Below are 22605 nucleotides of genomic sequence, written 5' to 3' on the forward strand. Positions count from 1 at the left end.
CGGGTGCATCGTCGTGAAGCGACGCCCGGAGCTTCGCGCGGAATCGACGCGCGGCGGCCGGACGGCCGGCGCGGTCGCAGGCATCGGCGGATGGCCATGCGAAGCGCGGACAAGCAATTCAAACAGCATATGATGCCCGGGCCGCGCGTGCATGATTGCGATCAACACACGTGCCGGCCGCGCTGCGCCGCGCGCACATTTCGGGTGCGCGGCGCAGCGCCCGTCGCCCGGGTCGCTTACGACTCCGTCGAGACCGACGTCGCCGGGCGGTTCGCGTAGAACACCGCATACGCGATGCCCAGCAGCACGATCCACACCGGGCCGATCACGAGCGCGACACGCGTATCCGGCGAGAACGCCATCAGCACGACGACCAGCGCGAGGAACGCCAGTGCGGCGAACGAGCCGAGCGGATAGAACGGCACGCGGATCGGCAGGCGCGCGACCCTGTCGGCCGACAGCGTCCGGCGAAAGCGCATCTGTGCGATCAGGATCACGCACCACGTCCAGATCGCGCCGAACGTCGACACCGACGTCAGCCACACGAATACGTGCTGCGGTGCGAGATAGTTCAGCAGCACGCCGATCAGCAGCAGCGCGACCGACACGAGTACGCCGTACACCGGCACGCCGTTGCGGTTCACGCGGCCAAGCCTGGCCGGCGCCTGGCCCTGCTGCGCGAGGTTGTAGAGCATCCGTGCGGTGCTGAACAGGCCGCTGTTGCACGACGACAGCGCCGCCGTCAGCACGACGAAGTTGATGATGCCGGCGGCGGCCGGGATCCCGAGCCGCGAGAACGTCATCACGAACGGGCTGCCCTGCGTGCCGATCTGGTCCCACGGATACAGCGACATGATCACGAACAGTGCGCCGATGTAGAAGATCAGCACGCGCCAGAACACCGAGTTGACGGCCTTCGTCAGCGACTTCTCCGGGTTGCGCGCCTCGCCGGCCGTGAGGCCGAGCATCTCGACGCCGAGATACGCGAACATCACGATCGGCAGCGCGCCGATCACGCCGTCGATGCCGTGCGGCATGAAGCCGCCGTGCGCCCACAGGTTCGAGATGCCCGTCGCGACGCCGCCGTTACCGATGCCGAACGCGATCATCAGGCCGCCGCCGACGATCATCAACACGATCGTGACGATCTTGATCAGCGCGAACCAGAACTCGAATTCGCCGTACAGCTTGACCGCGATGAAGTTCACCGCGCCCATCGCGGTGAGCGCGGCGAGGGCCCAGATCCAGTTCGGCACGCCGGGAACCCACATGTGCATGTAGACGCCGACCGCGGTGATTTCCGCCATGCAGGTGACGATCCACACGAACCAGTAGGTCCAGCCGGTCAGGTAGCCCGCGAGCGGACCGAGGTAGTCGCGTGCATAGCGGCTGAATGCGCCTGCTACCGGATTGGTGATCGCCATTTCGCCAAGCGCGCGCATGATCAGGAAAATCACGATACCGCCCAGCAGGTAGGTCAGCAGGATGGCCGGGCCGGCCGTGCGGATCGCGGTGGCCGAGCCGAGGAACAGGCCGACGCCGATGGTGGCGCCGAGCGCCATCAGGTTGATGTGCCGCTCTTCCAGCCCGCGGTGCAGCTGGTCTTCTGGTTGTTTCAAGTCCGTCTCCTGGCAGCCGCGAACCGGCCGCCGTCATTGTCGATGTCAATGCGCGACCGTTCATGCCGATCCCGGCAAACCGAAAACGAAAAATCCCCGCCGCCGTTTTCCAGATGAAAACGTTGCGGATACTGCGCCACTCCGATTGGAATCGCCGAAGATTATCGGCATGTTCCGGAACAATCCGGAAGACGGATCGGGCCTTTCACGGAATACGCCCGTGCGGCCCGCGCGACGCGGCTGTGCGCGTAGCAGGCGGCAACGGGATCAATCGCTTTCGGCGCGAACGGACTCGCGTCGAATGTGCGCAATCAAGCGCACGCAATATGCAGGCGGGATTATATGAATAATCAGACGTTTCGTGCCAACCGATTTTCGTAGTGACCGGTTGGTCTGAAATCAGGGAATGAAATTCGAATCGGCGGCGCGGTGTGCGCTTTATTTGGACAACGTCGCGCGCACCGTATATTCGCCGTCGAGCCCGCCGTGGTCGGGCCGCACGAAATAACGCGACGCATCGAGATCGGCCGGCAGCGGCTCGACCGGGTACCCGTGCTTTTCCCACGCGTCGAGCCCGCCCTTCAGCGCGCGGATGTTGTGGATCATCTTCTTGCGCTGCATCTTCGCGATCAGGCGCTTCGCGGTCGCCTCGTTCGGGCACACGCAATACACGACGATCGGCCGCTTCAGCACCTCGGGATCGAGCAGGTCCGGCGAATCGAGATCGACCGGCACCGCGCCGGCGATCCTGAACGGCTCGCGCTCGCGCACCGCGCGCGGGCGCGCATCGAAGATCAGCGGCGGTTCGTTCGACGTCATCATCTCGACCAGTTGCGGCGGCGAGATCCGCACCTGTGCCAGATAACGCCGGAATTGCACGCGGCGCACCCAGCGGTACAGCAGGAACGTGATGAAGATCGCGAGGAATGCGTCGAGGATCGTGCCGCCGCTCGCGCGCACCCACAGCACGAACTGCACGATCTGGTCGTGAACGGCTGCGCCGCCGACGAGCCACACCGTGGCCCACAACGACGCACCGGCCAGATCCCAGAACAGGAATACGCCGACGCCGATCGCGGTCGTGCCGAGCAGCGGCGCCGACACGAGCCCGAGGCCCGGCAGGAATTTGGACAGGACGAGCAGCGGCGCACCGTATCTTTCGAATACGTTACGCGCGAAGCGCAACGTCGTGTCGAGCGACAGCGAGAAGCGCACGAGCCCGTTCAGCAGACGACGGCCGCGCGTGCGCCCCATGAAGAACCACAGCGAATCGGCGAGCATCGTCGCGCCGATCGCCGCCGCGAACATGCTCGCCCAGGACGCCTGCCCCATCGCCGCCATCGTGCCGCCGAGAATCAGCATCGGCACGGCAGGCACCGGCACGCCGAGCTGCGTGATCAGCACGCTCGCGAACACGGCCCACGGGCCGAGCGACGAGGGAATCGCGATGGGAAAGTGCCACACGGCGGCGCTCCTGGAAGACTGGCGAACCGTGCGGCGGGGCGGCCGCCGATACGGCTGGCAGCGGTCGCCGCGGCACGCCCGCAGCCAACCCTGCATCACGGGCATTCTAAACGGGTTTGGTCAATGCCGCGCGCAGCGGCCGCGCTCGACCGCGGCCGCCAGAGCGGTCGGCACGATCGTCGCCGGCGTACTTACGCGTCGGAACGCTGCGCGAGCCGCGCGACGTATTCGGCGTACTCGGGAAAGGTGGCGCTCAGTGCTGCCGCATCCGCGAGCTCGAATTCCGAAAACTCGAAACCCGGCGCCACCGTGCAGCCGACGAGCGCAACGTGCCCGGACGACGCGCAGCGCGCGCCGAACCAGCGCCCGGCCGGCACGACGGCCTGGAACACGGTGCCCGGATGCGTGAGCGGATTGCCAAGCCGGTGGATCGTCAGCCCGTCCTGCTCGTCGAGCACCCACACTTCGAGCGGATCGCCCGCGTAGAAATGCCAGACCTCGTCGGAACGGATCCGGTGCCACGACGAATACGCGCCGTCGCACAACAGGTAGTAGATCGCGGTGGACGCCGCGCGCGGCGCACCGTCGGCCGGGCGCACGACCGGATCGGTCGCGCGGTAGGTTTCCCTGAAATAGCCGCCTTCCGGATGCGGCTGCAGGTTGAACTGGAGAATCAGGTCGGCGGCGGAAATCGGCATGGCGGATGACGTGGACCAAGTATGGAACCGGTATGCGACTCACGGCCGAGCGACGACGCGAGGCCGTGAGGGGCGTACCGCTGCATCGGTCGCCGCGACCATGCGCGCGGCAACCGGGCCGCGCGCGCAATGCAGCGCGCGACGACAGGGGCGAACCCGCGTCGATGCTGCCAGAAGGACGGGGCACGACGCAACCGGCCGTCCCGCGCGGCGGACATGCCGGCATGCGCATACGCGGTGCGACGATCAGCGTGCGCGACACGCGATCGCCCAGCAACAGCGATCTGCTCGCGAAGGCCCTGCCCGCCCCGCCATGCGTCAGCGCCGCCAGGCGACCGTCACGCAGTCGCCGCTGCCGCCGCCTCGTCGTGGCGCACCAGCAGCACGGGCCGATCGGCCGCGCGCAGCAGCGATTCCGCGACGCTGCCGAGCAGCAGCCGGCGCAGGCCGTGGCGCCCGCTCGTGCCCATCACGATCAGATCGGCGCCGGCTTCGGCGGCCGTGCGCATCAGCACCGCGGCAACGTCCTCGCCGTACGCGTCGAGCGCGCGCACGGTGCCCGGCACATGCTGCTGCGCGAGCACGGCTTTCGCGTCGTCGAGCACCGGCGTCGCCGCATCGGATGCCGCCGCATCGCCGTCGCGTTCGGCCGCAAAGCCTGCATCGACGTCGACTAGCTGCGGCCGGTGCTCGACGACATATGCGCACATGACTTCGCCGCCGGACGCCGCCGCGATCCGGATCGCCTCGTTCAGCGCGAGACGCGCGCTCGGGCTGCCGTCGAGCCCGACGAAAATCCGCTTGTACATGGTCCACCCTCCGACCGGGCCTGCGTTGCGCTTTGCGCCACGCAGGCCCGTCACCGCGAGCCGGCCCGATGCCCGCTCGCCTGCCGAACAGTCTGCCCCACGTGCCGGCGCGCCGGTTGATGCGCGTCAAGTGCGGCCGGTACGCGCGCTGCAACGCCCGGTCACCGTCTTTTTAACTGACCCCTATTACAAAAAGCGTGTAAACCGCGCACAATTTCATCTCGAAAATAGACGCCGCACGTGGCCGGTGCGGGTTTTTCCCGGCTTTGCCGCGCCGCCTGCGTGCCACAGGCGGCCCCGACACCAGAATGGCCATCGAATGACCGCCAGTGGAACCCCGCCGCGTGATGCCCGAGGGCCCACGCGCCTCAAGACCATGTTACGCCAGCCGCTCGCGGCCGGCGTCGTCACGCTGTTCGCCGGCGCCGCGCTGTCGCTCGGCGTTGCGCTGCTCGTTCGCGAGCAGTGGCAGGGCGCCGTCCATACGCGCTTCGAACGCCGCACCGCGCATGTGACCGCGATGCTGCGCCACGAACTGCAGTCCGGCGTCGCCGTGCTCGAAAGCGCGCGCGGCGCGTACGGTCTCGCGCCGCAGATGACACCCGACCAATGGCGCCGGTACGCCGACACGCTCGGTCTCGACAACGGGTATTCGCCGGTCCGGCAGATCGGCTATGCGCCGTTGTCGCCGGCCGCGCGCAGCGCCCTCGCCGGCAACGCGCCGATGCCGGCCGGCTCGCTGGCCGTCGCCACGCTCAGCGCCCCGACATCGAGCTCGGTCGTCGTCCGCTTCGGCGCGTCGGACGCCGCGCCGCTCGCGCGTACGCTGCGCACCGGCGACGTCGCGCTCGGCATCCACCCGGCCGACGACGATACGTCCCGCGACACGCGCACCCTCACGCTGTTCCTGCCCGCGACGGCCCCGCCGCGCACGGCCGTCGCGTCATCCAGCCCGCACGAGCCCGGCGCCGACGGCGTGCTGTTCGCGGAAGTGAGTCCGAATCACCTGGTCGAGCGCGCGCTCGACGCGGAACGCGGGCTCGATCTGCGGATGACCGCCGGCGACGACCCGCACCCGTTCGCGAGCGCCGAGACGACGACCGACGAAGCGTCGATGTCGCCCGACCTGATGCGGCGGTCCGAACAGCTGAATTTCGGTGGCACGGTGCTGACGCTCGCCTATTCCGCCGATGGCCGCCCGAGCGCGACCGGCGCTCAACGCGCGGCCGGCACGGTGCTCGCGGCGGGACTGATCGCGTCGTTCGTGTTCGCGGCGCTCGTCCATGCGCTGCTGCGCGGCCGCGCCGACGCCGGCGCCAGCAGCCGCGGCATCCTCAACGAAGCGCGGATGATGGGCATCATCCGTTCGTCGATGGAAGCGATCATCACAATCGACGAAAAGCAGACGGTCGTGATCTTCAATCCGATGGCCGAGCAAGTGTTCGGCGTGTCGGCGATGGAAGCGATCGGCGCGCCGCTGTCGCGCTTCATCCCCGAGCGATTCCGCGCCGCGCACGCGAAGCATGTCGACCAGTTCGGTGTGACGGGCGTGTCCGAACGTCAGATGGGCCGTCAGCGCGTACTGTTCGGGCTGCGCGGCAACGGCGAGGAATTCCCGATCGAGGCGTCGATCTCGCAGATCCGCGATGCGTCGGGCAAGCTCTACACGGTCATGCTGCGCGACATCACCGAGCGGCAGCGCGCCGATAATGCGCTGAAGCAGTCGCGCGAGGAACTGCGCGAACTGTCGGCGAACCTGCAGAACGTGCGCGAAGAGGAAAAGACCCGCATCGCGCGCGAACTGCACGACGACCTCGGCCAGCAGCTCACCGCGCTGAAGATGGACCTGTCCGTCGTCGAACAGCAGTTGCGCACGCCCGGGCGCGCGCAGCCCGACGAAGGCATGCTGTCGCACCTGCAGGCCATGCGCCGGCTGATTGACGCGACGGTCGCGTCGGTGCGGCGCATCGCGGCCGACCTACGGCCCGTGATGCTCGACGATCTCGGCCTCGTGCCCGCGATCGAGTGGCTCGCGAACGATTTCACGAATCGCTACGGCATCGACGTCGAGCGCCACATCGAAACCGGCGGCCTGACGTTCACCAGCGCGGGTGCGACCACGCTGTTCCGCATCGTGCAGGAAGCGCTGACGAACGTCGCGCGCCACGCGGATGCGACGCGTGTCGCGCTGCGGCTCGACGTCGAGGAAGGCTTCTGCGTGCTGCGCGTCGCGGACAACGGCCGCGGCGCGGCGCCGGGCGGTCCGGCCCACGAGGACAAATCGTTCGGCCTGATCGGCATTCGCGAGCGCGCACACATGCTGGGCGGCACCGTGACGATCGACACCGCGCTCGCGCGCGGCTTCTCGATCACCGTCGCGTTTCCCCTCAGCACCGTTCAACAGGAAACCACCCTCTCATGATCAAGGTGCTCATCGCCGACGACCATACGCTCGTGCGAGACGGTCTGCGGCACATCCTCCAGAACGCCACCGGATTCGAGGTGGCCGGCGAGGCGTGCGACGGCCCGTCGACGATCGCGCTCGTCCGCTCGACGCCCGCGCAGGTGCTCGTGCTCGACCTGTCGATGCCGGGTCGCAACGGCGTCGAGCTGATCAAGCAGATCAAGGACGAGAAGCCTGCGCTGCGCGTGCTCGTGCTGACCATGCACGCGGAGCAGCAATACGCGGTGCGCGCGTTCCGCGCGGGTGCGTCGGGCTACCTGACGAAGGAAAGCGCGAGCGCGGAGCTGGTCGGCGCGGTCACGAAGGTCGCGTCGGGTGGCGTCTACGTGAGCCTCGCGATGGCCGAACAGTTCGCGCAGAGCCTGAACGAGCCGGCCGAAACGCTGCCGCACCAGCGGCTGTCCGATCGCGAGTTCGACGTGTTCCGGCGCATCGCCGCCGGCCAGACGCTGACCGAGATCGCGCAGGCGCTGTGCGTGAGCGCGAAAACGGTCAGCACCTACAAGACGCGGATTCTGGAAAAGATGCAGATGCCGCACGAAGCGGCGCTGGTCCGTTACGCGATGCGACACAAGCTGCTCGACGAAACGGACGACGTGTAACGGACGACGTGTAACGGACGACGTGTAACGGACGACGTGTAACGGACGAAGCCGGCCCGCCGCGCCGACTGCACTTCGTGCGGCCGGCGGCACGAAGCGCGGTTGTGTTACTTGGCAGGCACCGGGCACGCGAGATCGCCTTCCTCGCACGCCAGATAGCCCTTCAGCGTCTCGGTGCGCGTCTTAGTCAGATCGTCGAGGCAGGTCGACACGACCATCGGATACACGCTGCCGCCCTCGGCGTTCGCGCTGGAAAAGTTGCATTCGGCATCGCGGTAGGCAATCCACGTGCGCTGCGCGTTCACGAGCTTCTCGGCGAGCGGCCGGGCGTCGTGCAGCCTGGCGGCGACGGCCTGGTACGTACGGTTCAGTTCCGCATCGGATTTCTTGTATGCACGATCGGCACACGCGGTCATTGCCGCCTGATCCGTCGCGTCCGCGCAATTCGCCTGGGCATGGGCGAGGTTCGCCGTCAGCGCCAGCGAGCACAGCAGACCGGTCAACACACGCATGGATGCTCCTGGATTGTTTGTTGTTCGTTGATGTCGTGGAACCCGATGCCTGACCGGCGATGCTGCCGAGCGCCGGCACGCGGTGCTGCGGACAGGCCGGCGCTGGCCCCCCAGGCGCAACGGCTGTCGTACCGCGTCGGTATCGACCGCGATGCTAGCGCACGCGCACCGGATTGTCAGCCGGCGCCGCGCGGGCCGCGGACGCAAAAAAGCCCGCGCTTGAAGTGCGGGCTTTTCGATACGACCGGGCGGCGGTTCGAAAACCGCCGTGCAGCGAACGGCTTAGTGGCCGAAGTACACCGACGCACGATCGGCTGCGGCCGGCACGACCACGCGCTGGCCGGACTGCGACGTCGCGCTCGGGTTCGAACCGTAGCCCGTGGCGTCAACCGACGCGCCAGTGCCCTGCGCTGCGGCAATCTTCGCCTGTGCAGCCTGGATGTTTTCCGGGTAGTTCATCCAGTCGTTCGGGTTGTAACCGGCCTTTTCGAGCTGGACCAGTTCGGCACGCACTTGGGCGCGCGTCAGCGGCTGCTGGTTCGATTGCGCAAACGAGACGACCGGTGCGGCCACCAGAGCGGCCAGTGCAACTGCCTTGATCAGCGATTTCATGATGCTTACCTCCAGATTGTTTTGTCAGGCGCTCAGGACTCGTGGTCTGTTGCGCATGAGTAGAAGTCTAGGCTCGGCCAACATCAGGGTAAATACCTAAATCGCTAATTCACTGTTGACGTAAACCGTACAATCGGCGCGCATTCCGCTCAATCGTCAGATGATTTCCGCCGCATTCAAATGCAATGCGGCCGAACGCGCGCCGGCCGGCCCCATCGGAGCGGACGGGCCAGCCGCGCCTGTTTGCCTCGGATCGAACCACCGCCGCGAGTCGACGTCAGCGGACCGGATCGGCCTCCCCCGACGCCATCGACAGGTCGAACAGCAATGCCTTGAGGCGGATCCGGTCGGTCGCGGCCGTTTCGTCGAACGCGGCGTGATGGAGCGTCCATGCCGGCGCCGCGGGATCGGCGTGCACCGCGCGCACCGTGCTGGCGAGCGTCAGCAACTCGACGCGGTCGGCCGCCAGGCATGGAAGCTGCACGTGCAGCGGCTCGCCGGTCGCCGCGATCGGCCGGTCGACGGCGATCGACAGTCCGCTCAGGCTCAGGTCGCGGACGATCCCGATGCTTTCGGTCCCCGCCGGGCCGCCCGAGCAGCACGCCGCGATCCGTACCGGCACGCGCGGCTCCGCGCGCGTTCGCAGCCGGTCGACGAAGCCCGGCCGCGACAGAACCATGAACGGCGCGGCACCGGACAAGTGCACCGATTCGACGGTCGCGCCGAAACGCGACACCGCCGAACGGCCGATCGCGACCGCCTCGACATCGTCGCCCGGTGCGAAATCGAACTCCGCCGCCGTCCGAGGCTCGACGAACAGCACACCCGAGGCGCCGACGCCGATCAGGCGGCAACGCTGCAGCGCGCGCGTCGTGCCGACGCGGCGGCGAATGCCGATCGCGGCACCCGCCGACAGCGTCATCCGCGTCGCGGCCGGCGCGGTGTCGCGCGTGCGCGGGTCGGACTCGGTGCCGTCGCGCTTGCGCACAGGGCGGAAATGTTCGAACAGGAATGCGTGCTGCGCGGGATCGCGCAGCGTCGTGCCGGCCGGCAACAGCGCGGCGCCGCTCGCATCGTAGAGATCGAAGCCGAGCGGGACGCCGGCGGAGAAGTCGTCGCGCGCCAGCGCGACGTGATCGGTGGTAAGCCGCATCGGAAAGGCGCGGGGCGAGCGCGCGAGTTGTCGCAACACCTTCATTACGGCAACTTCGCGCGAAAACTGAACGGCTCGGTTACTCCGAACCGCCGGTGGCGTCCGGCGAAGCCGGCGCCGGTGGCGGCGCAGCGGCCGGCGCGGCGCCGCTGCCCGTGCTGCCCGCGCCCGCCGTGCTGCCACCCGCGGCCGGCGGCGGTGCGGGTTGCGCAGGTTGCATCGGTTGCAGTTGCGGCGCAGCCGCCGACAGCGCAGCCGCCGACGCCGCCACCTCGGACGCCGGCACCCACTCCTCGACCACGCCGCCGGATGCCGCGTCGGGCGCCGATGCGGCGGAAGCAGCCGACGCAGCATCGGCATCGGCCTCGGGCTGACGCTCGATACGCTGCGTCCTGACGGGTGCGGGCGGCTTCGTCGGCTCGGGCTTGAACCAGCCGTCGAAGAGGTCCGTCACGCGGTCGCGCACCATCGCGAACCAGCCCGGCGACGGCTCGGTGTCGAACTTCGCCTTCGTGTCGATGATCCGAGCACGCTGCGCGCGCAGGAAGAACTCGCCGACGATCGGCAGCGCGCTGTGCGCGCCCTGCCCCCAGTAGTCGCTGCGCAGCGTCACGCGGCCGTCGTCGAAGCCGACCCACGCGCCGGCGACGAGGCCGGGCTGCATCAGGATGAACCAGCCGTCCGCGTTGTCCTGCGTCGTGCCGGTCTTGCCGGCCACGTCGCCGCGAATACCGAAGCGGGTGCGGATGCTGCCGCCGGTTCCGCGCGTGACGACGTCGCGCATCACGTCGAGCAGCGTCTTGTCGGTCTCGGCATCGAGCGCGCGCTCGGGCGGTGCCGGTGCGAATTCGGCCAGGACGTCGCCCTGGCGATTCTCGATGCGCGTCACCATCTGCGGCTCGATGTACAGCCCGCCGTTCGCGATCGTCGCGTACGACGCGACCATCTCCTTCAGCGTCACGGGGCTCGTGCCGAGCGCGAGCGACGGCACGCGCTCGAGCGGGCTTTCGCGCACGCCCATGTCGCGTGCGAGCCGGGCGACGGCGGCCGGCCCGACCTTCTCCATCACCTGCGCGGTGATCCGGTTGCGCGACAGCGCGACCGCGTCGCGCAGCGTCATCGGCTTGCCCGACGGCGGCACGTCGTCGTTCGGGCGCCAGATCTCGCCGCCCTTCAGCGGAATCTCGACCGGCTGGTCGACGAGCGTGTCGTCCGGCTTCATCCCGTTCGCGAACGCGACGCCATAGACGAACGGCTTGAACGTCGAACCCGGCTGACGCCGCGCCTGCGCGACGTGATCGAACGGCTCGTTCGTGAAGTCGCGGCTGCCGACCCACGCGCGGATCTGCCCGTCACGCGGATCGATCGCGACGAAGCCGGCCTGCACGTCGGTCTTCGCCTTGCACAGCGCGCGCATGAAGCCGCGATCGGCCGCGAGCTGCTTCATCGCCGCCGCATCGTTCTTGCCCGCATCCAGCGCAGCCTTGTACTCGGGCGACTCGCGCATGAAGGTACGGAACACCTCGTTGTCGGTTCCGCAGCCGTCGCGGCCGCTCCATGCGTTGTTCGCGATGCCCTGCAACTGGTTCGCCTGCTGCGTCAGCGCCTGGGTCGCCATCTGCTGCAGCCGCGAGTCGATCGTGGTGCGCACGACCAGCCCGTCGGAGTAGATGTTGTAGTCGTTGCGGTCGGCCCAGCCGATCAGCCATTTGCGCAGTTGCTGCGCGAAGTGCGGCGCGGGCCCCGGCGACTCCTTCTGGCGTTCGAAGTCGATGCGCAGCGGCCGGCGCTGCAGTTGGGCGAACTGCGCGGGCGACAGCTTGCCGTACTTCACCATCTGGCCGAGCACCGTGTTGCGCCGCTGCAGCGCGCGCTCCGGGTTCAGCACCGGGTTGTAGTAGCTGTTGCCCTTCAGCATCCCCACGAGCGTCGCGCTGTCGAGCACGTCGAGTTCGTCGGCCGACTTGTCGAAGTAGGTGCGCGCGGCCATCTCGACGCCGTACGCGTTGTAGAGGAACGGCACCGTGTTCAGGTAGGTCTCGAGGATCTGGGCCTTGCTGTAGACGGCCTCGATCTTCAGCGCGGTGATCGCTTCCTTCACCTTGCGCGTGAGCGTCGGCGCACGGCCGATCTCGTCCGGGTACAGGTTGCGCGCGAGCTGCTGGGTGATCGTCGAGCCGCCCTGGCGGTCGCCCGAGAACGTATGGAGCGCGGCCGACGCCGTGCGCTTCCAGTCGAGGCCGTGGTGCTCGTAGAAACGGTGGTCCTCGGTCGCGATCAGCGCGTCGACCATGTGCGGCGAGATCTGCTTGAGCGGCACCCATTCGCGGTTCGACGGCTTGAATTCCGCCAGCAGCTTGCCGTCGGCGGACAGCACCTGAGCGGGCTGGTCGACCCGCGCCTTGCGGATGTCGCCGATGCTCGGCGTGAACGGGATCAGCAGCAGCACGTACAGCGCAAACAGCGCCGGCACCGCGGCGGCCGCGAGCAGTACGCCGCGGCGCGTCGGATGACGAAGATGGTGCCAGGCGACGGCCAGGACACGCTTGACGGGCACGGCGGCAGCGGCGGCGACGGGTTGGGCGCGCGCGACCCACTTGGCACAGAAGTCACGCACAGACGACACGTTTCGGCGATTCACGCGGGTGGGGGATCTGCTGGAAAGGCTGCATCGTACCAAAACTCGCGCGCCACACCGGCGGGTAGCCGCCCCGCGCATGCGAGAACGGCATCCGGCCGCGAGTGTTCACGTGCAAAAAAAGGCGCGCGTCCCGCAACGGGACGGCGCGCCAAACCTGGTACAACGGGGGAGCCGGGCGCCGACGCTCAGCGCACCAGAAAGCCGTAGGTCAGCGGATCGCGCTCGTCGATGATCCAGTTCGCGAATCCGCAGATATGCGCGCTGCCCTCGACTTCCGGGATCACGGCCGGGATGTCGCCGACGGTCGTCTCGCGCAGCACGCGCCCCTTGAACACGGTACCGACGATCGACTCGTTGACGAGCGTATCGCCGGCCGCGAGCAAGCCGCGCAGGTACAACTGCGCGACGCGCCCGCCGGTGCCGGAGCCGGTCGGCGAGCGGTCGACCTCGCGATCCGCGAACACGCAGCAGTTCGCCTGCGTCGAGCCCGGATGGCGCGGCGCGTTCGCGATGATCGTGCCGTAGATATGGTTGATTTCCGGGATCTCCGGATGCACGACCGGATATTTCGCGTTCGCGGCGGCCTTCACTTGCGCGCCGAAGCGGATCAGCTTTTCCACCGCCGCTTCACGCACCGGCAGGTCGAACGGCGCACCGTCGACATAGAAATAGAACGCGCCGCCATACGCGATGTCGCCGGTCACGGTGCCGAACGACGGCGTGTCGACCGACACGTCGCGCTGCCAGATGAACGACGGCACGTTGACGAAGCGCACCGGCCCCGCGTGCTCGCCGTCCCATTTGACGAATGCCTCGATGAAGCCGCACGGCGCGTCGATGCCGACCCGCGTTTCCGGCACGGTGCGCTGCACCCAGCCGAGTTCGACCGCCGCGGTCGACAGCGCGATCACGCCGTGCCCGCAGTGGTCGCTATAGCCTTCGTTGTGCAGGAAGATCACGCCGAAATCGGCATTCGGCGAAACCGGCTCGGTCAGATAGCCGCCGTACATGTCGGCATGGCCGCGCGGTTCGAACATCAGTGCTTTGCGGATCTCGTCGGCGTTCTCCCTGAGCCACGCGCGACGCTGGACGATCGTGTCGCCGGGCAGGCGCGGCAGCCCGCTCGTGACGATACGGAACGCTTCGCCGCCGGTGTGGACTTCGACGGTGGAAAGGGATCGGGAAATTTTCATGGGCGATCGAATGCGTGAAAACGACGGACGGCGGCTCCGCGGCCGTCCGGTGACGGTTGACGATTACTTCGCGTACGGCTCGGGCAGGCCGTTGCGGATCACGTAGACGGTCGTCGGCGCGCCCTTCAGGTCGCCGTTGGAATCGAACGAGTAGGTGCCTGCGACGCCGACGTAGTTCGTCTTCGCCAGCTGCGCGATCAGCTTCGCCTTGTCGGTGGTCGTGCCCGCCTTGACCATCGCGTCGGCGAGCAGCTTCATGCCGTCGTAGTAGTTGACGCCGTAGACCTGCGTATCCGTGTGATAGGTGTCGTGGTACTTCTTCAGGAATTCGCGGCCGGCCGCGGTCTTCTCGAGCGCGACGCCGCCCTGTGCGCAGTAGACGATCGATGCCGCGTCGCCCGCGACCTTGCCCATGTCGGCCGAGCAGATGCCGTCGCCGCCGAGCAGCTTCGCGCGCAACCCGCGCTGCTTCATCTGCTTGGCCATCGGCGCGCCCTGCGCCGCATAGCCGCCGAGGAAAATCACGTCGGGGTTGCTGGCCTTGATCTTGGTGAGAATGCCGAGGAAATCGCTGGCCGACGAGTTCGTGTACTCCTGGTCGACGATCTTGATCCCGCTCTCCTTCGCGACCTTCATGAACTGCTCGGCAACGCCCTGCCCGTATGCGGTGCGGTCGTCGATCACGGCGGCCGTCTTCGCGTGCAGCGTGTGCGCGGCGAACGTGGCCATCGTGCCGCCGAGCTGTTCGTCGCTCGCGCCGATCCGGAAGATGTTCTTGAAGCCCTGGCGCGTGAGCGCCGGGTTCGACGCGACCGGCAACAGCGGCACGCCGGCATTGGCGTACACGCGCGACGCGGGAATCGCGACGCCCGAGTTGTATGGTCCGAGCACCGCGACGACGCCCTTGTCGATCAGGTTCTGCGCGACCTGCACGCCCGCTTTCGGGTCGGCCTGGTCGTCCTCGGACAGCAGCTTGAACGTGACGGTCTTGCCGGCAACCTTCACGCCCGCCTTGTTGAGCTCGTCGACGGCCAGCCGCACGCCATTTTCATTGTCCTTGCCATTGGCGGCCTGCGGGCCGGTCAGCGGCGCCGAATGGCCGATCATCACGACTTCCTGCGCGTGGGCGGAAGTCAGCGCGCCGGCGGCAATGGCCACCGAGAGTGCTGTAACGACGTGTCGCATGGTGTCTCCTGATTGGTTTTGTGTGAAACCAATGTATGTCACATCTGGTCAATAATCAAGCAATTTAAAAATTACCTTTTATAATCTGGTTTCTTTCAATACCAGAACAATGCGAAGAGTCATTTCGGCGCGATGTCGCGCCGCACGCGACGGATGTGCTGCTCCACATAGAACGCGGCCGCATCGGCGTCGCCGGACACGATCGCCTCGTAGATCAGCCGGTGCTCGGACACGTAGAGCCGGATGCGGCCCGCGTCGTAGATTCCGTCGTCCTTCAGCCGCTTCCACAGCGGCTGGTCCATCGTCTTCGCGACTTCGTCCGCGATCTTCACGATCAGCGCGTCGCCGGTCATCAGCGCGAGTTGCCGGTGGAACAGTCGGTCGCTCTCGTTCCACACCGCGCGCTGCTGCGGATCGTCGACGTCGGTGATGGTTTCCATCTGCGCAAGATAGCCCTCGGCGACGGGATCGGCGCGACCGTGCGCGGCCGCGAGGCGTGCGATCGCCGGTTCGAGAATGAGCCGCACGTCGAGCGTCGACGTCGGGCTGAAGTCCGCGTCCGGCGTGCCGTGCGTGTCGCCGCGCAGCGCGAGCACGTCGAGCGGCGCCGGCACGACGTAGGTGCCGGAATTGCGCTTCGTGAACACGAGGCCTTCGTTCTGCAGCGCGCCGAGCGCCTCCCGCACGGCCGGCCGGCCGACCTGGAACAGCGCCGCCAGTTCGCGCTCCGACGGCAGCCGGGAATCGGCCGCATAGCGCCCCGCGCGGATCTCGTCGCGGATCTTCTCGGCGACCTGCTCGTAGATCTGCAGCGGCCGGAAACCGGCTTCGGGCGACTCGGGACGGGCGGACATCATCGGCAGGCTCCTGCCCGGGCGGGCGTGGACGTGAAAGGGGTTCGCACTATACCGGAGCGACACCAGTGCCGATACGCGCAACAGCCCATCTGGACGGATATTAGAACCAAAATCGGCAATCCGCTCGATTTTCCGGATTGCGGGGCGACCTTAAACTGGTATAGATTTGATCCAGAACATTCGCTGTCGCGGTACCTGGCAGCCTCCGTGGCGAGCGCCCCCCCGCGCCCGTCGTCCATGCCCTCCGATGCAACCGACCTACACGATGACCGCCCTCTCCCGGATTCCCGCTTTCGACGCGACCGAAACGGCCGCGCTGCTCGACTACCCGGCGCTGCTCGCCACGCTCAGGCAAACCGTCGCCGAATATGCAGCAGGCGAAATCGTCAGCCCCGAGCGGCTGGTCGTGCCGCTGCAGGCCGGCGGCGTGATGCTGTCGATGCCGTCGAGCGCACGCGATCTCGCGATCCACAAGCTCGTGAACGTCTGCCCCGGCAACGGCGCGCGCGGGCTCCCGACGATTCTCGGCCAGGTGATCGCGTGCGATGCGACCACCGGCGCCATGCGCTTCGTGCTCGACGGCCCGACGGTCACCGGACGCCGTACGGCGGCCGTCACGGCACTCGGCATCCAGGCGCTGCACGGCACGGCGCCGCACGACATCCTGCTGATCGGCACCGGCAAGCAGGCGGCCAATCACGCGGAAGCGCTCGCGGCGATTTTCCCGGACGCGCGCCTGCACGTGCGCGGTTCGAGCGCCGACAGCGCAGCCGCGTTCTGCGCGGCGCACCGTGCGCAGGCGCCGCGGCTCGCGCCGCTCGACGGCGACGCGATTCCCGATGCGATCGACGTCGTCGTCACGCTGACGACGAGCCGCACGCCCGTCTATCGCGAAGCGGCGCGAGAGGGCCGGCTCGTGGTCGGCGTCGGCGCATTCACCGCCGACGCCGCCGAAATCGACGCCGACACCGTGCGCCATAGCCGGCTCGTCGTCGACGACCCGGCCGGCGCACGCCACGAGGCCGGCGACCTGATCGTCGCGCAGGTCGACTGGCGGCAAGTCGCGTCGCTCGCGGACGTGTTGCGCGGCGCATTCGAGCGCAGCGGCCCGCTGCTGTTCAAGAGCGTCGGCTGTGCGGCGTGGGATCTCGCCGCGTGCCGCACGGCGCGCGACGCACTGGACGCGCGCCTGGGCAACTGATTCGGCGGCAGCGCCCCGCTGCCTGCCGCATGCCCGTCATCGCGACGTACGCGCGCCGCCGCATGGCGGTACGCGTTGTAGGAATCGCCCTACAACGCGGCGAAGCCGCCTACACAAACTTCCAATTCGGCCGATTTCCTTTTCGGCGGCGGGCCACGATACTGCCGGCATGAATGCCAGCCTGCCACCCACCACGCTCAGGGTATTCCTCGTCGATCATGCCGTCGCTGTCCGGCAACGGATCGCGCTACGCGTCGGCGCGATCGGCGGCGTCTTGGTCGTCGGCGAAGCGGAAGACGGCCAGGACGCGTGGGCCCACATCCGCAGCAGCCACGCGGACGTGGTCCTCGTCGACCTGCGGCTCGCGGACGGCAGCGGCCTCGACCTGATCGGGATGCTGTCAAAGGCGACGCCGCGCGTCGTCACGATCGTGCTGACGAATCATTCGGCAGCGGCATTCAGAGAGGCATGCGCGGCGGCCGGAGCCGATTACTTCTTCGACAAGACCGCCGAATTCGACGCCGCATGCCGTGCCATCGAATCCCTGGTGCACGCTCGCGCGCACCATCCCTGACCGAGCCAGAGTGACCCATGTCCACCGCCGCCACCTGTGCAGCCGACCCGTTCGTCGAGCCCCGGCCAACGCTTCCCCTCCGTGCGGTTGCGTCCGCCGACGCGGCCAAACATCCGGCCGCGCGCTGCTCCGTCTGCGCGATGCGCTCGATGTGCCTGCCGCCGGACCTGACGGCGGCAGAATACGGCCGGCTCGACGCGATCATCTGCGCGACGCGGCAGATACGCCAGGGCGACGCGCTGTTCCGCACCGGCGACCCGTTCCACAGCATCTACGCGGTGCGCGCGGGCTCGTTCAAGACGGTGATGATGCACCGTGACGGCCGCGAGCACGTGACGGGTTTCCAGATCGCCGGGGAAACGCTCGGGATGGACGGCATCGGCAGCGGCCAGCACTGCTGCGATGCGATCGCGCTCGAGGACAGCGTGGTGTGCGTCATCCCGTTCGGCGCGCTCGAAGCCGCTTGCCGCGAGATGAAGTCGATGCAGCATTTTCTCTATCAGATGCTGAGCAGCGAGATCGTCCGCGAATCGAGCCAGATGCTGCTGCTCGGCACGATGTCGGCCGAGCAGCGCGTCGCGCATTTCCTGCTGAACCTGTCGGCGCGCTTCGAGGCGCGCGGCTATTCGGCATCGGAATTCAACCTGCGGATGACGCGCGAGGAAATCGGCTGCTATCTCGGGATGAAGCTCGAAACCGTCAGCCGGATGTTCTCCCGGTTCCATCGCGACGCGCTCGTCGAAACGCGCGGCAAGCGCGTGCGGATCATCGACGCACAGGCGCTCGCGCAAGTCTGACCGGCGTCGGGGTTGCGTTCGCTTCATCGCGACGCGTCGCCGGTCGCGGCGCCACGCATCGCCTCCGCGACGTCGTCACCGCTGCAGCATGGCAGCGATGACGGTGCACAGAGCCGTACATGACCTGATCCAGCCGCACGTCGCGAATCCGGCTCCCGTCGGCGGACGTGCGCGACTCGATCGCATCGATCGACGTGCCGCCGTTCACACGCTGAACGTCTGCGACGTCTTCATTTCGATCCACGTCATCCCGGCGCGCAGCCCTTCGATCGCCGCCTCGTGCTCGGTCGGATACGCGTGGCTGTGCTCGAACGTGTGATGAAAGCGCGCCGGCCCGGTGCCGTGCTCGACCGACACGCGACAGCGGAACTGGCCCGATTCGCACGGCCGCGTCTCGACTTCGACCGACCAGTCGCGTTCATGAATATTGCCCTGCAGTGTCATGCACCCTCCTGCGGGTATCAGTCGTCGAGCCGGAAGTGACCGCTATGCAGCAACACCGGCCGGCCGCCGATTTCGTCGAGCATTCGCCGTGCCATCGCCTCGATCGCCGGCCGGTGCGCGTCGAACGCACCCAGCAAATCCTGCTCGAGCAGCGATCGCGCGCCGAAATGGTCCTCCAGTGCTTCGGCCGTGACCGCGCACTGCACGCAGCGACCGTCGACCAGCGCCGAAAACGCGACGACCAGATCGCGTGCGCAGTATTCGGGCGGGTCCGGTGGAAAGGCAATCTGCATCTGTCCGCCTGTCATCGTCGTAACGACTCCGTGATCAGAGCATAGTGGTGTGCGCCGCCGCACGCTTGACTCACGTCAAGCGGTTCGCCCGGCCATGCGATGCCACGCGACATGACGCGCGGCCGGGCAGGTTCAGCCCGCGTCCGCGTCGATCGTCGCCCCGCGCTGCGCCAGCAGCTCGCGCAGCACGCTGCGATGGCAGCGATGCTCGTCTTCGCAGTAACAGCCGATCGAGAATGCGCTCGTTGCGGACAACGCCGCGAGCAGGTCGAGCACCTTCGGCGCGTCGCCATGCGCCATTTCCGCGCGGAAGGAACGCGTGAACGCGCGCCATTGCGCGTCGGTTTCGGCCGTCAGCGCCTGCGCGACGAGTTCGGCGCTCGGCGACAGCGTCGGCAGCCATACATCATAGTAGTTTCGCGACGCGAATTCCGCCTTCGGTACGCCGCGCGGCGGTCGCCGCACCGTGCCGATCCTCAGGCCCTCGCCGGGCGCGCGTGGCGTGCCCAGCCGTACGATTCGAATAGCCATGCCGCTCCTTCGTCGCGTTCGATCCCCCATCGTACCGCCGCGCCGCAGCCGCGCAAGAAAAAACCGGCTGCCTCCGCATGGAGACAGCCGGTTTCGGCGATGCGATCCGGCACGCGCCGGCGAACCGGTCAGACGCCGCTCTTCAGCACCTTGCCGATTGCATCCGCAACGATGCCGACGTTCGAGTCGTTCAGGCCCGCGACGCACATGCGGCCCGAACGCAGGATGTACACGCCGTGCACTTCGCGCAGCGCCTCGACCTGCGATTCGGTCAGGCCCGTGTACGTGAACATCCCGCGCTGCTTGACGTAGCGCGTCAGCGCCTCGCCGCTCACGTGGTCGCGCAGGCCGTCGTGGATCGACTGGCGCATCCGCGCGATGCGCCGGCACATCGCCGCGAGTTCCTCTTCCCACTGCTTGCGCAGCGCGGGCGTGTTGAGCACGGCCGCGACGACCTTCGCACCGTAGGTTTGCGGGTTGCTGTAGTTCGACCGCACCGCGCCGGCCAGCTGACCGAGCACGCGGTCGGCCGCGGCGGCATCCTCGCAGACGACGCTCAGGCCGCCGACGCGCTCGCCATACAGCGAGAAGTTCTTCGAGAACGAGTTCGCGACGAGCGCCGGCACGCCGCGGCGGGCCAGTTCGCGCACCGCGAACGCATCCGCGTCGAGCCCCGCGCCGAAGCCCTGGTACGCCATGTCGACGAACGGCAGCAGCCCGCGCGCCTCGATCACGTCGATCAGCTTCTCCCACTGGCCTTCGTCGAGATCGACGCCGGTCGGGTTGTGGCAGCACGCGTGCAGCAGCACGATGCTGCGCGCCGGCAGCGTGTCGATCGCCGCGAGCATCGCGTCGAACTTCAGGCCGCCCGTCGCTTCGTCGTAGTACGGGTACGTATTCACCGTGAAGCCCGCGCGCTCGAAGATGAAGCGGTGGTTTTCCCAGCTCGGATCGCTAAGCCACACTTGCGCGTCCGGGAAGTAGCGCTTCAGGAAATCCGCGCCGACCTTCAGCGCGCCCGAGCCGCCGAGCGTCTGCACGGTGGCAATGCGGCCGGCCGCACGCGCCGGGTGATCGGCGCCGAACACCAGCGACTGGACGGCGTCGCGATACGCGGCCAGGCCGATCATCGGCAGGTAGGGCTTCGGGCCGATGTCGCGCTGCAGCGCGGTTTCGGCTTCGCGCACGGCGTCCATCACGGGAATCCGGCCTTCGGCGTCGAAATAGATGCCGATGCTCAGGTTGACCTTCTGATCGCGCGGATCTTTCTGGAAGTTCTCGTTGAGCGTCAGGATCGGGTCGCCGGGGTACGCGTCGATGTGTTCGAACATGGCTATGTCGGTCTCGTTTGGAAGAATGATCGGTTGTGGCCTGGCCTGCGTGTCAGTGTCAGCGGATGGACGCGCCGTCGCGCACCGCGTAGACCGCATTCTTCTGACGGAAGCGATACCCGATCGCGAGCACCGCGAGCCATACCGGGATCAGGTACACCGACAGACGGAGATCCGGCGTCAGGTACATCACGACGAGAATGCCGGCCATGAACGCCAGGCACAGGTAATTCGTGAAAGGATAGCCCAGACTGCGGAAGGAAGTCTGCTCTCCGGCGATACGCTTGGCCTGGCGGAACTTCAGGTGGATCAGCGTGATCATCGCCCAGTTGATGATCAGCGCCGACACGACGAGGCCCATCAGCACCTCGAACGCCTTGCCCGGCATGAAGTAGTTGACCAGCACGCACACGCCGGTCGCGAGCGCCGACGCGCCGAGCGCGGCGAGCGGAATGCCGCGCTTGTTCACCGAGCACAGCACCTTCGGCGCATTGCCCTGCTTCGCGAGGCCGAACAGCATCCGGCTGTTGCTGTACACGCCGCTGTTGTAGACCGACAGCGCGGCCGTCAGCACGACCACGTTCAGCACGTTCGCCACCATGTTGCTGCTCAGCGCGTGGAAGATCAGCACGAACGGGCTGCCGCCGGAGACGACCTTTTCCCACGGATACAGCGACAGCAGCACGGCGAGCGCGCCGATGTAGAAAATCAGGATCCGGTAGATCACCTGGTTGGTCGCGCGCGGAATGCTGTGCTTCGGATCGTCGGCTTCGGCCGCGGTGATGCCGATCAGCTCCAGCCCGCCGAACGAGAACATGATCGCCGCCATCGACATCACGAGCCCCGACACGCCGTTCGGGAAGAAGCCGCCGTGCTGCCACAGGTTCGCGACGGTCGCTTCCGGCCCCGCATGACCGCTCGCGAGCAGCCAGCCGCCGAAGCCGATCATCCCGACGATCGCCGCGACCTTGATGATCGAGAACCAGAATTCCGTCTCGCCGTACGACTTCACGCTCGCCAGGTTCAGCAGGTTGATCGCGACGAAGAACACCAGCGCCGACACCCAGGTCGGCACGCCCGGCCACCAGTACTGCACGTAGATCCCGACGGCGGACAGCTCGGCCATGCTGACGAGGATGTACAGCACCCAGTAGTTCCAGCCCGACAGGAAGCCGGTGAAGTGACCGACGTACTTGTCGGCGAAGTAGCTGAACGAGCCGGCGACCGGCTCGTCGACGACCATCTCGCCCAGCTGGCGCATGATGAAGAATGCGATGATGCCGGCCACCCCGTAGCCGAGCAGCACGGACGGGCCTGCCATCTTGATCGTCTGCGCGATGCCGAGGAACAGCCCCGTGCCGAGCGCGCCACCGAGCGCGATCAGCTGGATGTGGCGATTCTTCAGCCCCCGCTTCAGGCCGTCCTTCTCGTTTCCAGAAACCATGTCTTCTCCACTCTCTCCGCCCGCCGGAAGCGGTGCGGCGCGCCTCGGTGTGCCGGGCGCTGTTTTGCTATGCCGGCGACCGTTCGTGGAGCCACCGGGTTGGGGACTGCAATCTTCGCGTGGCAACGCCTGATGATTCGCGTCAACGGCCCCGCCAGACCGGCCGCCGACTGTCGTCTTC

The 22605-nt window shown here is 67.6% G+C and carries 21 protein-coding genes; 5 read left to right on the forward strand and 16 right to left on the reverse strand.

All coding sequences use genetic code 11. The features are described from left to right. Nucleotides 1-236 precede the first annotated feature (236 nt). The 4 genes from DIE13_RS04530 to DIE13_RS04550 form a co-directional block, all read right to left on the reverse strand. Nucleotides 237-1619: an amino acid permease gene (locus DIE13_RS04530; protein ID WP_124826026.1), complete on the reverse strand. Its 1383-nt coding sequence runs from the start codon at nt 1617-1619 to the stop codon at nt 237-239. Nucleotides 1620-2057: 438 nt separating this feature from the next. Continuing rightward, a complete protein-coding gene (locus tag DIE13_RS04540) occupies nt 2058-3083 on the reverse strand; it encodes a DedA family protein/thiosulfate sulfurtransferase GlpE (protein WP_124826027.1) in 1026 nt (341 codons plus the stop codon). A gap of 191 nt (nt 3084-3274) precedes the next feature. Next, a complete protein-coding gene (locus DIE13_RS04545) occupies nt 3275-3781 on the reverse strand; it encodes a cupin domain-containing protein (RefSeq protein ID WP_124826028.1) in 507 nt (168 codons plus the stop codon). A 338-nt stretch (nt 3782-4119) separates the two neighbouring features. Next, the gene (locus DIE13_RS04550; protein WP_124826029.1) at nt 4120-4590 is read right to left on the reverse strand and encodes a universal stress protein; all 471 of its coding nucleotides are present in this window, start codon (nt 4588-4590) and stop codon (nt 4120-4122) included. Nucleotides 4591-4909: 319 nt separating this feature from the next. On the opposite strand from DIE13_RS04550, the gene DIE13_RS04555 reads away from it, so the two are divergent. Then, nucleotides 4910-7012 carry a PAS domain-containing sensor histidine kinase gene (locus DIE13_RS04555; protein ID WP_124826030.1) on the forward strand — a complete coding sequence of 701 codons (2103 nt, stop codon included), beginning with the start codon at nt 4910-4912 and terminating at the stop codon, nt 7010-7012. Then, on the forward strand, nt 7009-7656 hold the full coding sequence (locus DIE13_RS04560) for a response regulator transcription factor (RefSeq protein WP_006755659.1): 648 nt from the start codon (nt 7009-7011) through the stop codon (nt 7654-7656). The genes DIE13_RS04555 and DIE13_RS04560 overlap by 4 nt, the downstream gene beginning before the upstream one ends. A gap of 107 nt (nt 7657-7763) precedes the next feature. On the opposite strand, the gene DIE13_RS04565 is transcribed toward DIE13_RS04560, so the two are convergent. The 7 genes from DIE13_RS04565 to DIE13_RS04595 all read right to left on the reverse strand — a co-directional run bounded on the left by DIE13_RS04565 (nt 7764) and on the right by DIE13_RS04595 (nt 15809). Continuing rightward, nucleotides 7764-8168 carry a lysozyme inhibitor LprI family protein gene (locus DIE13_RS04565; protein WP_124826031.1) on the reverse strand — a complete coding sequence of 135 codons (405 nt, stop codon included), beginning with the start codon at nt 8166-8168 and terminating at the stop codon, nt 7764-7766. Nucleotides 8169-8450: 282 nt separating this feature from the next. Further along, nucleotides 8451-8780: a DUF4148 domain-containing protein gene (locus DIE13_RS04570; RefSeq protein WP_124826032.1), complete on the reverse strand. Its 330-nt coding sequence runs from the start codon at nt 8778-8780 to the stop codon at nt 8451-8453. 277 nt (nt 8781-9057) lie between these two features. Beyond that, complete coding sequence (locus DIE13_RS04575) at nt 9058-9933, reverse strand: PilZ domain-containing protein (protein ID WP_124826033.1); 876 nt, start codon at nt 9931-9933, stop codon at nt 9058-9060. A 79-nt stretch (nt 9934-10012) separates the two neighbouring features. Then, nucleotides 10013-12550, reverse strand: coding sequence for a penicillin-binding protein 1A (locus DIE13_RS04580; RefSeq protein WP_233409990.1), 2538 nt, complete (start codon nt 12548-12550; stop codon nt 10013-10015). Nucleotides 12551-12759: 209 nt separating this feature from the next. Beyond that, nucleotides 12760-13767, reverse strand: coding sequence for a trans-3-hydroxy-L-proline dehydratase (gene lhpH / locus DIE13_RS04585; RefSeq protein ID WP_124826035.1), 1008 nt, complete (start codon nt 13765-13767; stop codon nt 12760-12762). 63 nt (nt 13768-13830) lie between these two features. Next, nucleotides 13831-14952: a branched-chain amino acid ABC transporter substrate-binding protein gene (locus DIE13_RS04590; protein WP_124826036.1), complete on the reverse strand. Its 1122-nt coding sequence runs from the start codon at nt 14950-14952 to the stop codon at nt 13831-13833. Between the two features lie 119 nt (nt 14953-15071). Beyond that, a complete protein-coding gene (locus DIE13_RS04595; protein ID WP_124826037.1) occupies nt 15072-15809 on the reverse strand; it encodes a FadR/GntR family transcriptional regulator in 738 nt (245 codons plus the stop codon). Nucleotides 15810-16074: 265 nt separating this feature from the next. Between DIE13_RS04595 and lhpI the strand changes: the two genes are divergently transcribed. From lhpI to DIE13_RS04610, 3 genes are all read left to right on the forward strand, one after another. Beyond that, complete coding sequence (gene lhpI / locus DIE13_RS04600) at nt 16075-17010, forward strand: bifunctional Delta(1)-pyrroline-2-carboxylate/Delta(1)-piperideine-2-carboxylate reductase (RefSeq protein WP_124826038.1); 936 nt, start codon at nt 16075-16077, stop codon at nt 17008-17010. Nucleotides 17011-17179: 169 nt separating this feature from the next. After that, nucleotides 17180-17584 (forward strand): response regulator transcription factor, encoded by a 405-nt coding sequence (locus DIE13_RS04605; RefSeq protein ID WP_124826039.1) that lies wholly within the window; start codon nt 17180-17182, stop codon nt 17582-17584. Between the two features lie 17 nt (nt 17585-17601). Continuing rightward, nucleotides 17602-18381 carry a helix-turn-helix domain-containing protein gene (locus DIE13_RS04610; RefSeq protein ID WP_124826040.1) on the forward strand — a complete coding sequence of 260 codons (780 nt, stop codon included), beginning with the start codon at nt 17602-17604 and terminating at the stop codon, nt 18379-18381. Nucleotides 18382-18585: 204 nt separating this feature from the next. Here the strand turns inward: DIE13_RS04610 and DIE13_RS04615 are convergent, their stop codons facing one another. The 5 genes from DIE13_RS04615 to DIE13_RS04635 all read right to left on the reverse strand — a co-directional run bounded on the left by DIE13_RS04615 (nt 18586) and on the right by DIE13_RS04635 (nt 22424). After that, entirely contained in the window at nt 18586-18825 is a 240-nt protein-coding gene (locus DIE13_RS04615; protein WP_096498726.1) for a UDP-glucose 4-epimerase, read from the reverse strand. 17 nt (nt 18826-18842) lie between these two features. Beyond that, nucleotides 18843-19133: a DUF1488 domain-containing protein gene (locus tag DIE13_RS04620; protein ID WP_124826041.1), complete on the reverse strand. Its 291-nt coding sequence runs from the start codon at nt 19131-19133 to the stop codon at nt 18843-18845. A gap of 117 nt (nt 19134-19250) precedes the next feature. Continuing rightward, a complete protein-coding gene (locus DIE13_RS04625) occupies nt 19251-19649 on the reverse strand; it encodes a DUF488 domain-containing protein (RefSeq protein ID WP_124826042.1) in 399 nt (132 codons plus the stop codon). Nucleotides 19650-19777: 128 nt separating this feature from the next. Next, nucleotides 19778-20980 (reverse strand): amino acid aminotransferase, encoded by a 1203-nt coding sequence (locus DIE13_RS04630; protein ID WP_124826043.1) that lies wholly within the window; start codon nt 20978-20980, stop codon nt 19778-19780. Between the two features lie 58 nt (nt 20981-21038). Continuing rightward, nucleotides 21039-22424: an amino acid permease gene (locus DIE13_RS04635; protein WP_124826044.1), complete on the reverse strand. Its 1386-nt coding sequence runs from the start codon at nt 22422-22424 to the stop codon at nt 21039-21041. Between the last annotated feature and the right edge of the window lie 181 nt (nt 22425-22605).

Source organism: Burkholderia sp. Bp9016, from assembly GCF_003857765.1.
GTDB lineage: Bacteria > Pseudomonadota > Gammaproteobacteria > Burkholderiales > Burkholderiaceae > Burkholderia.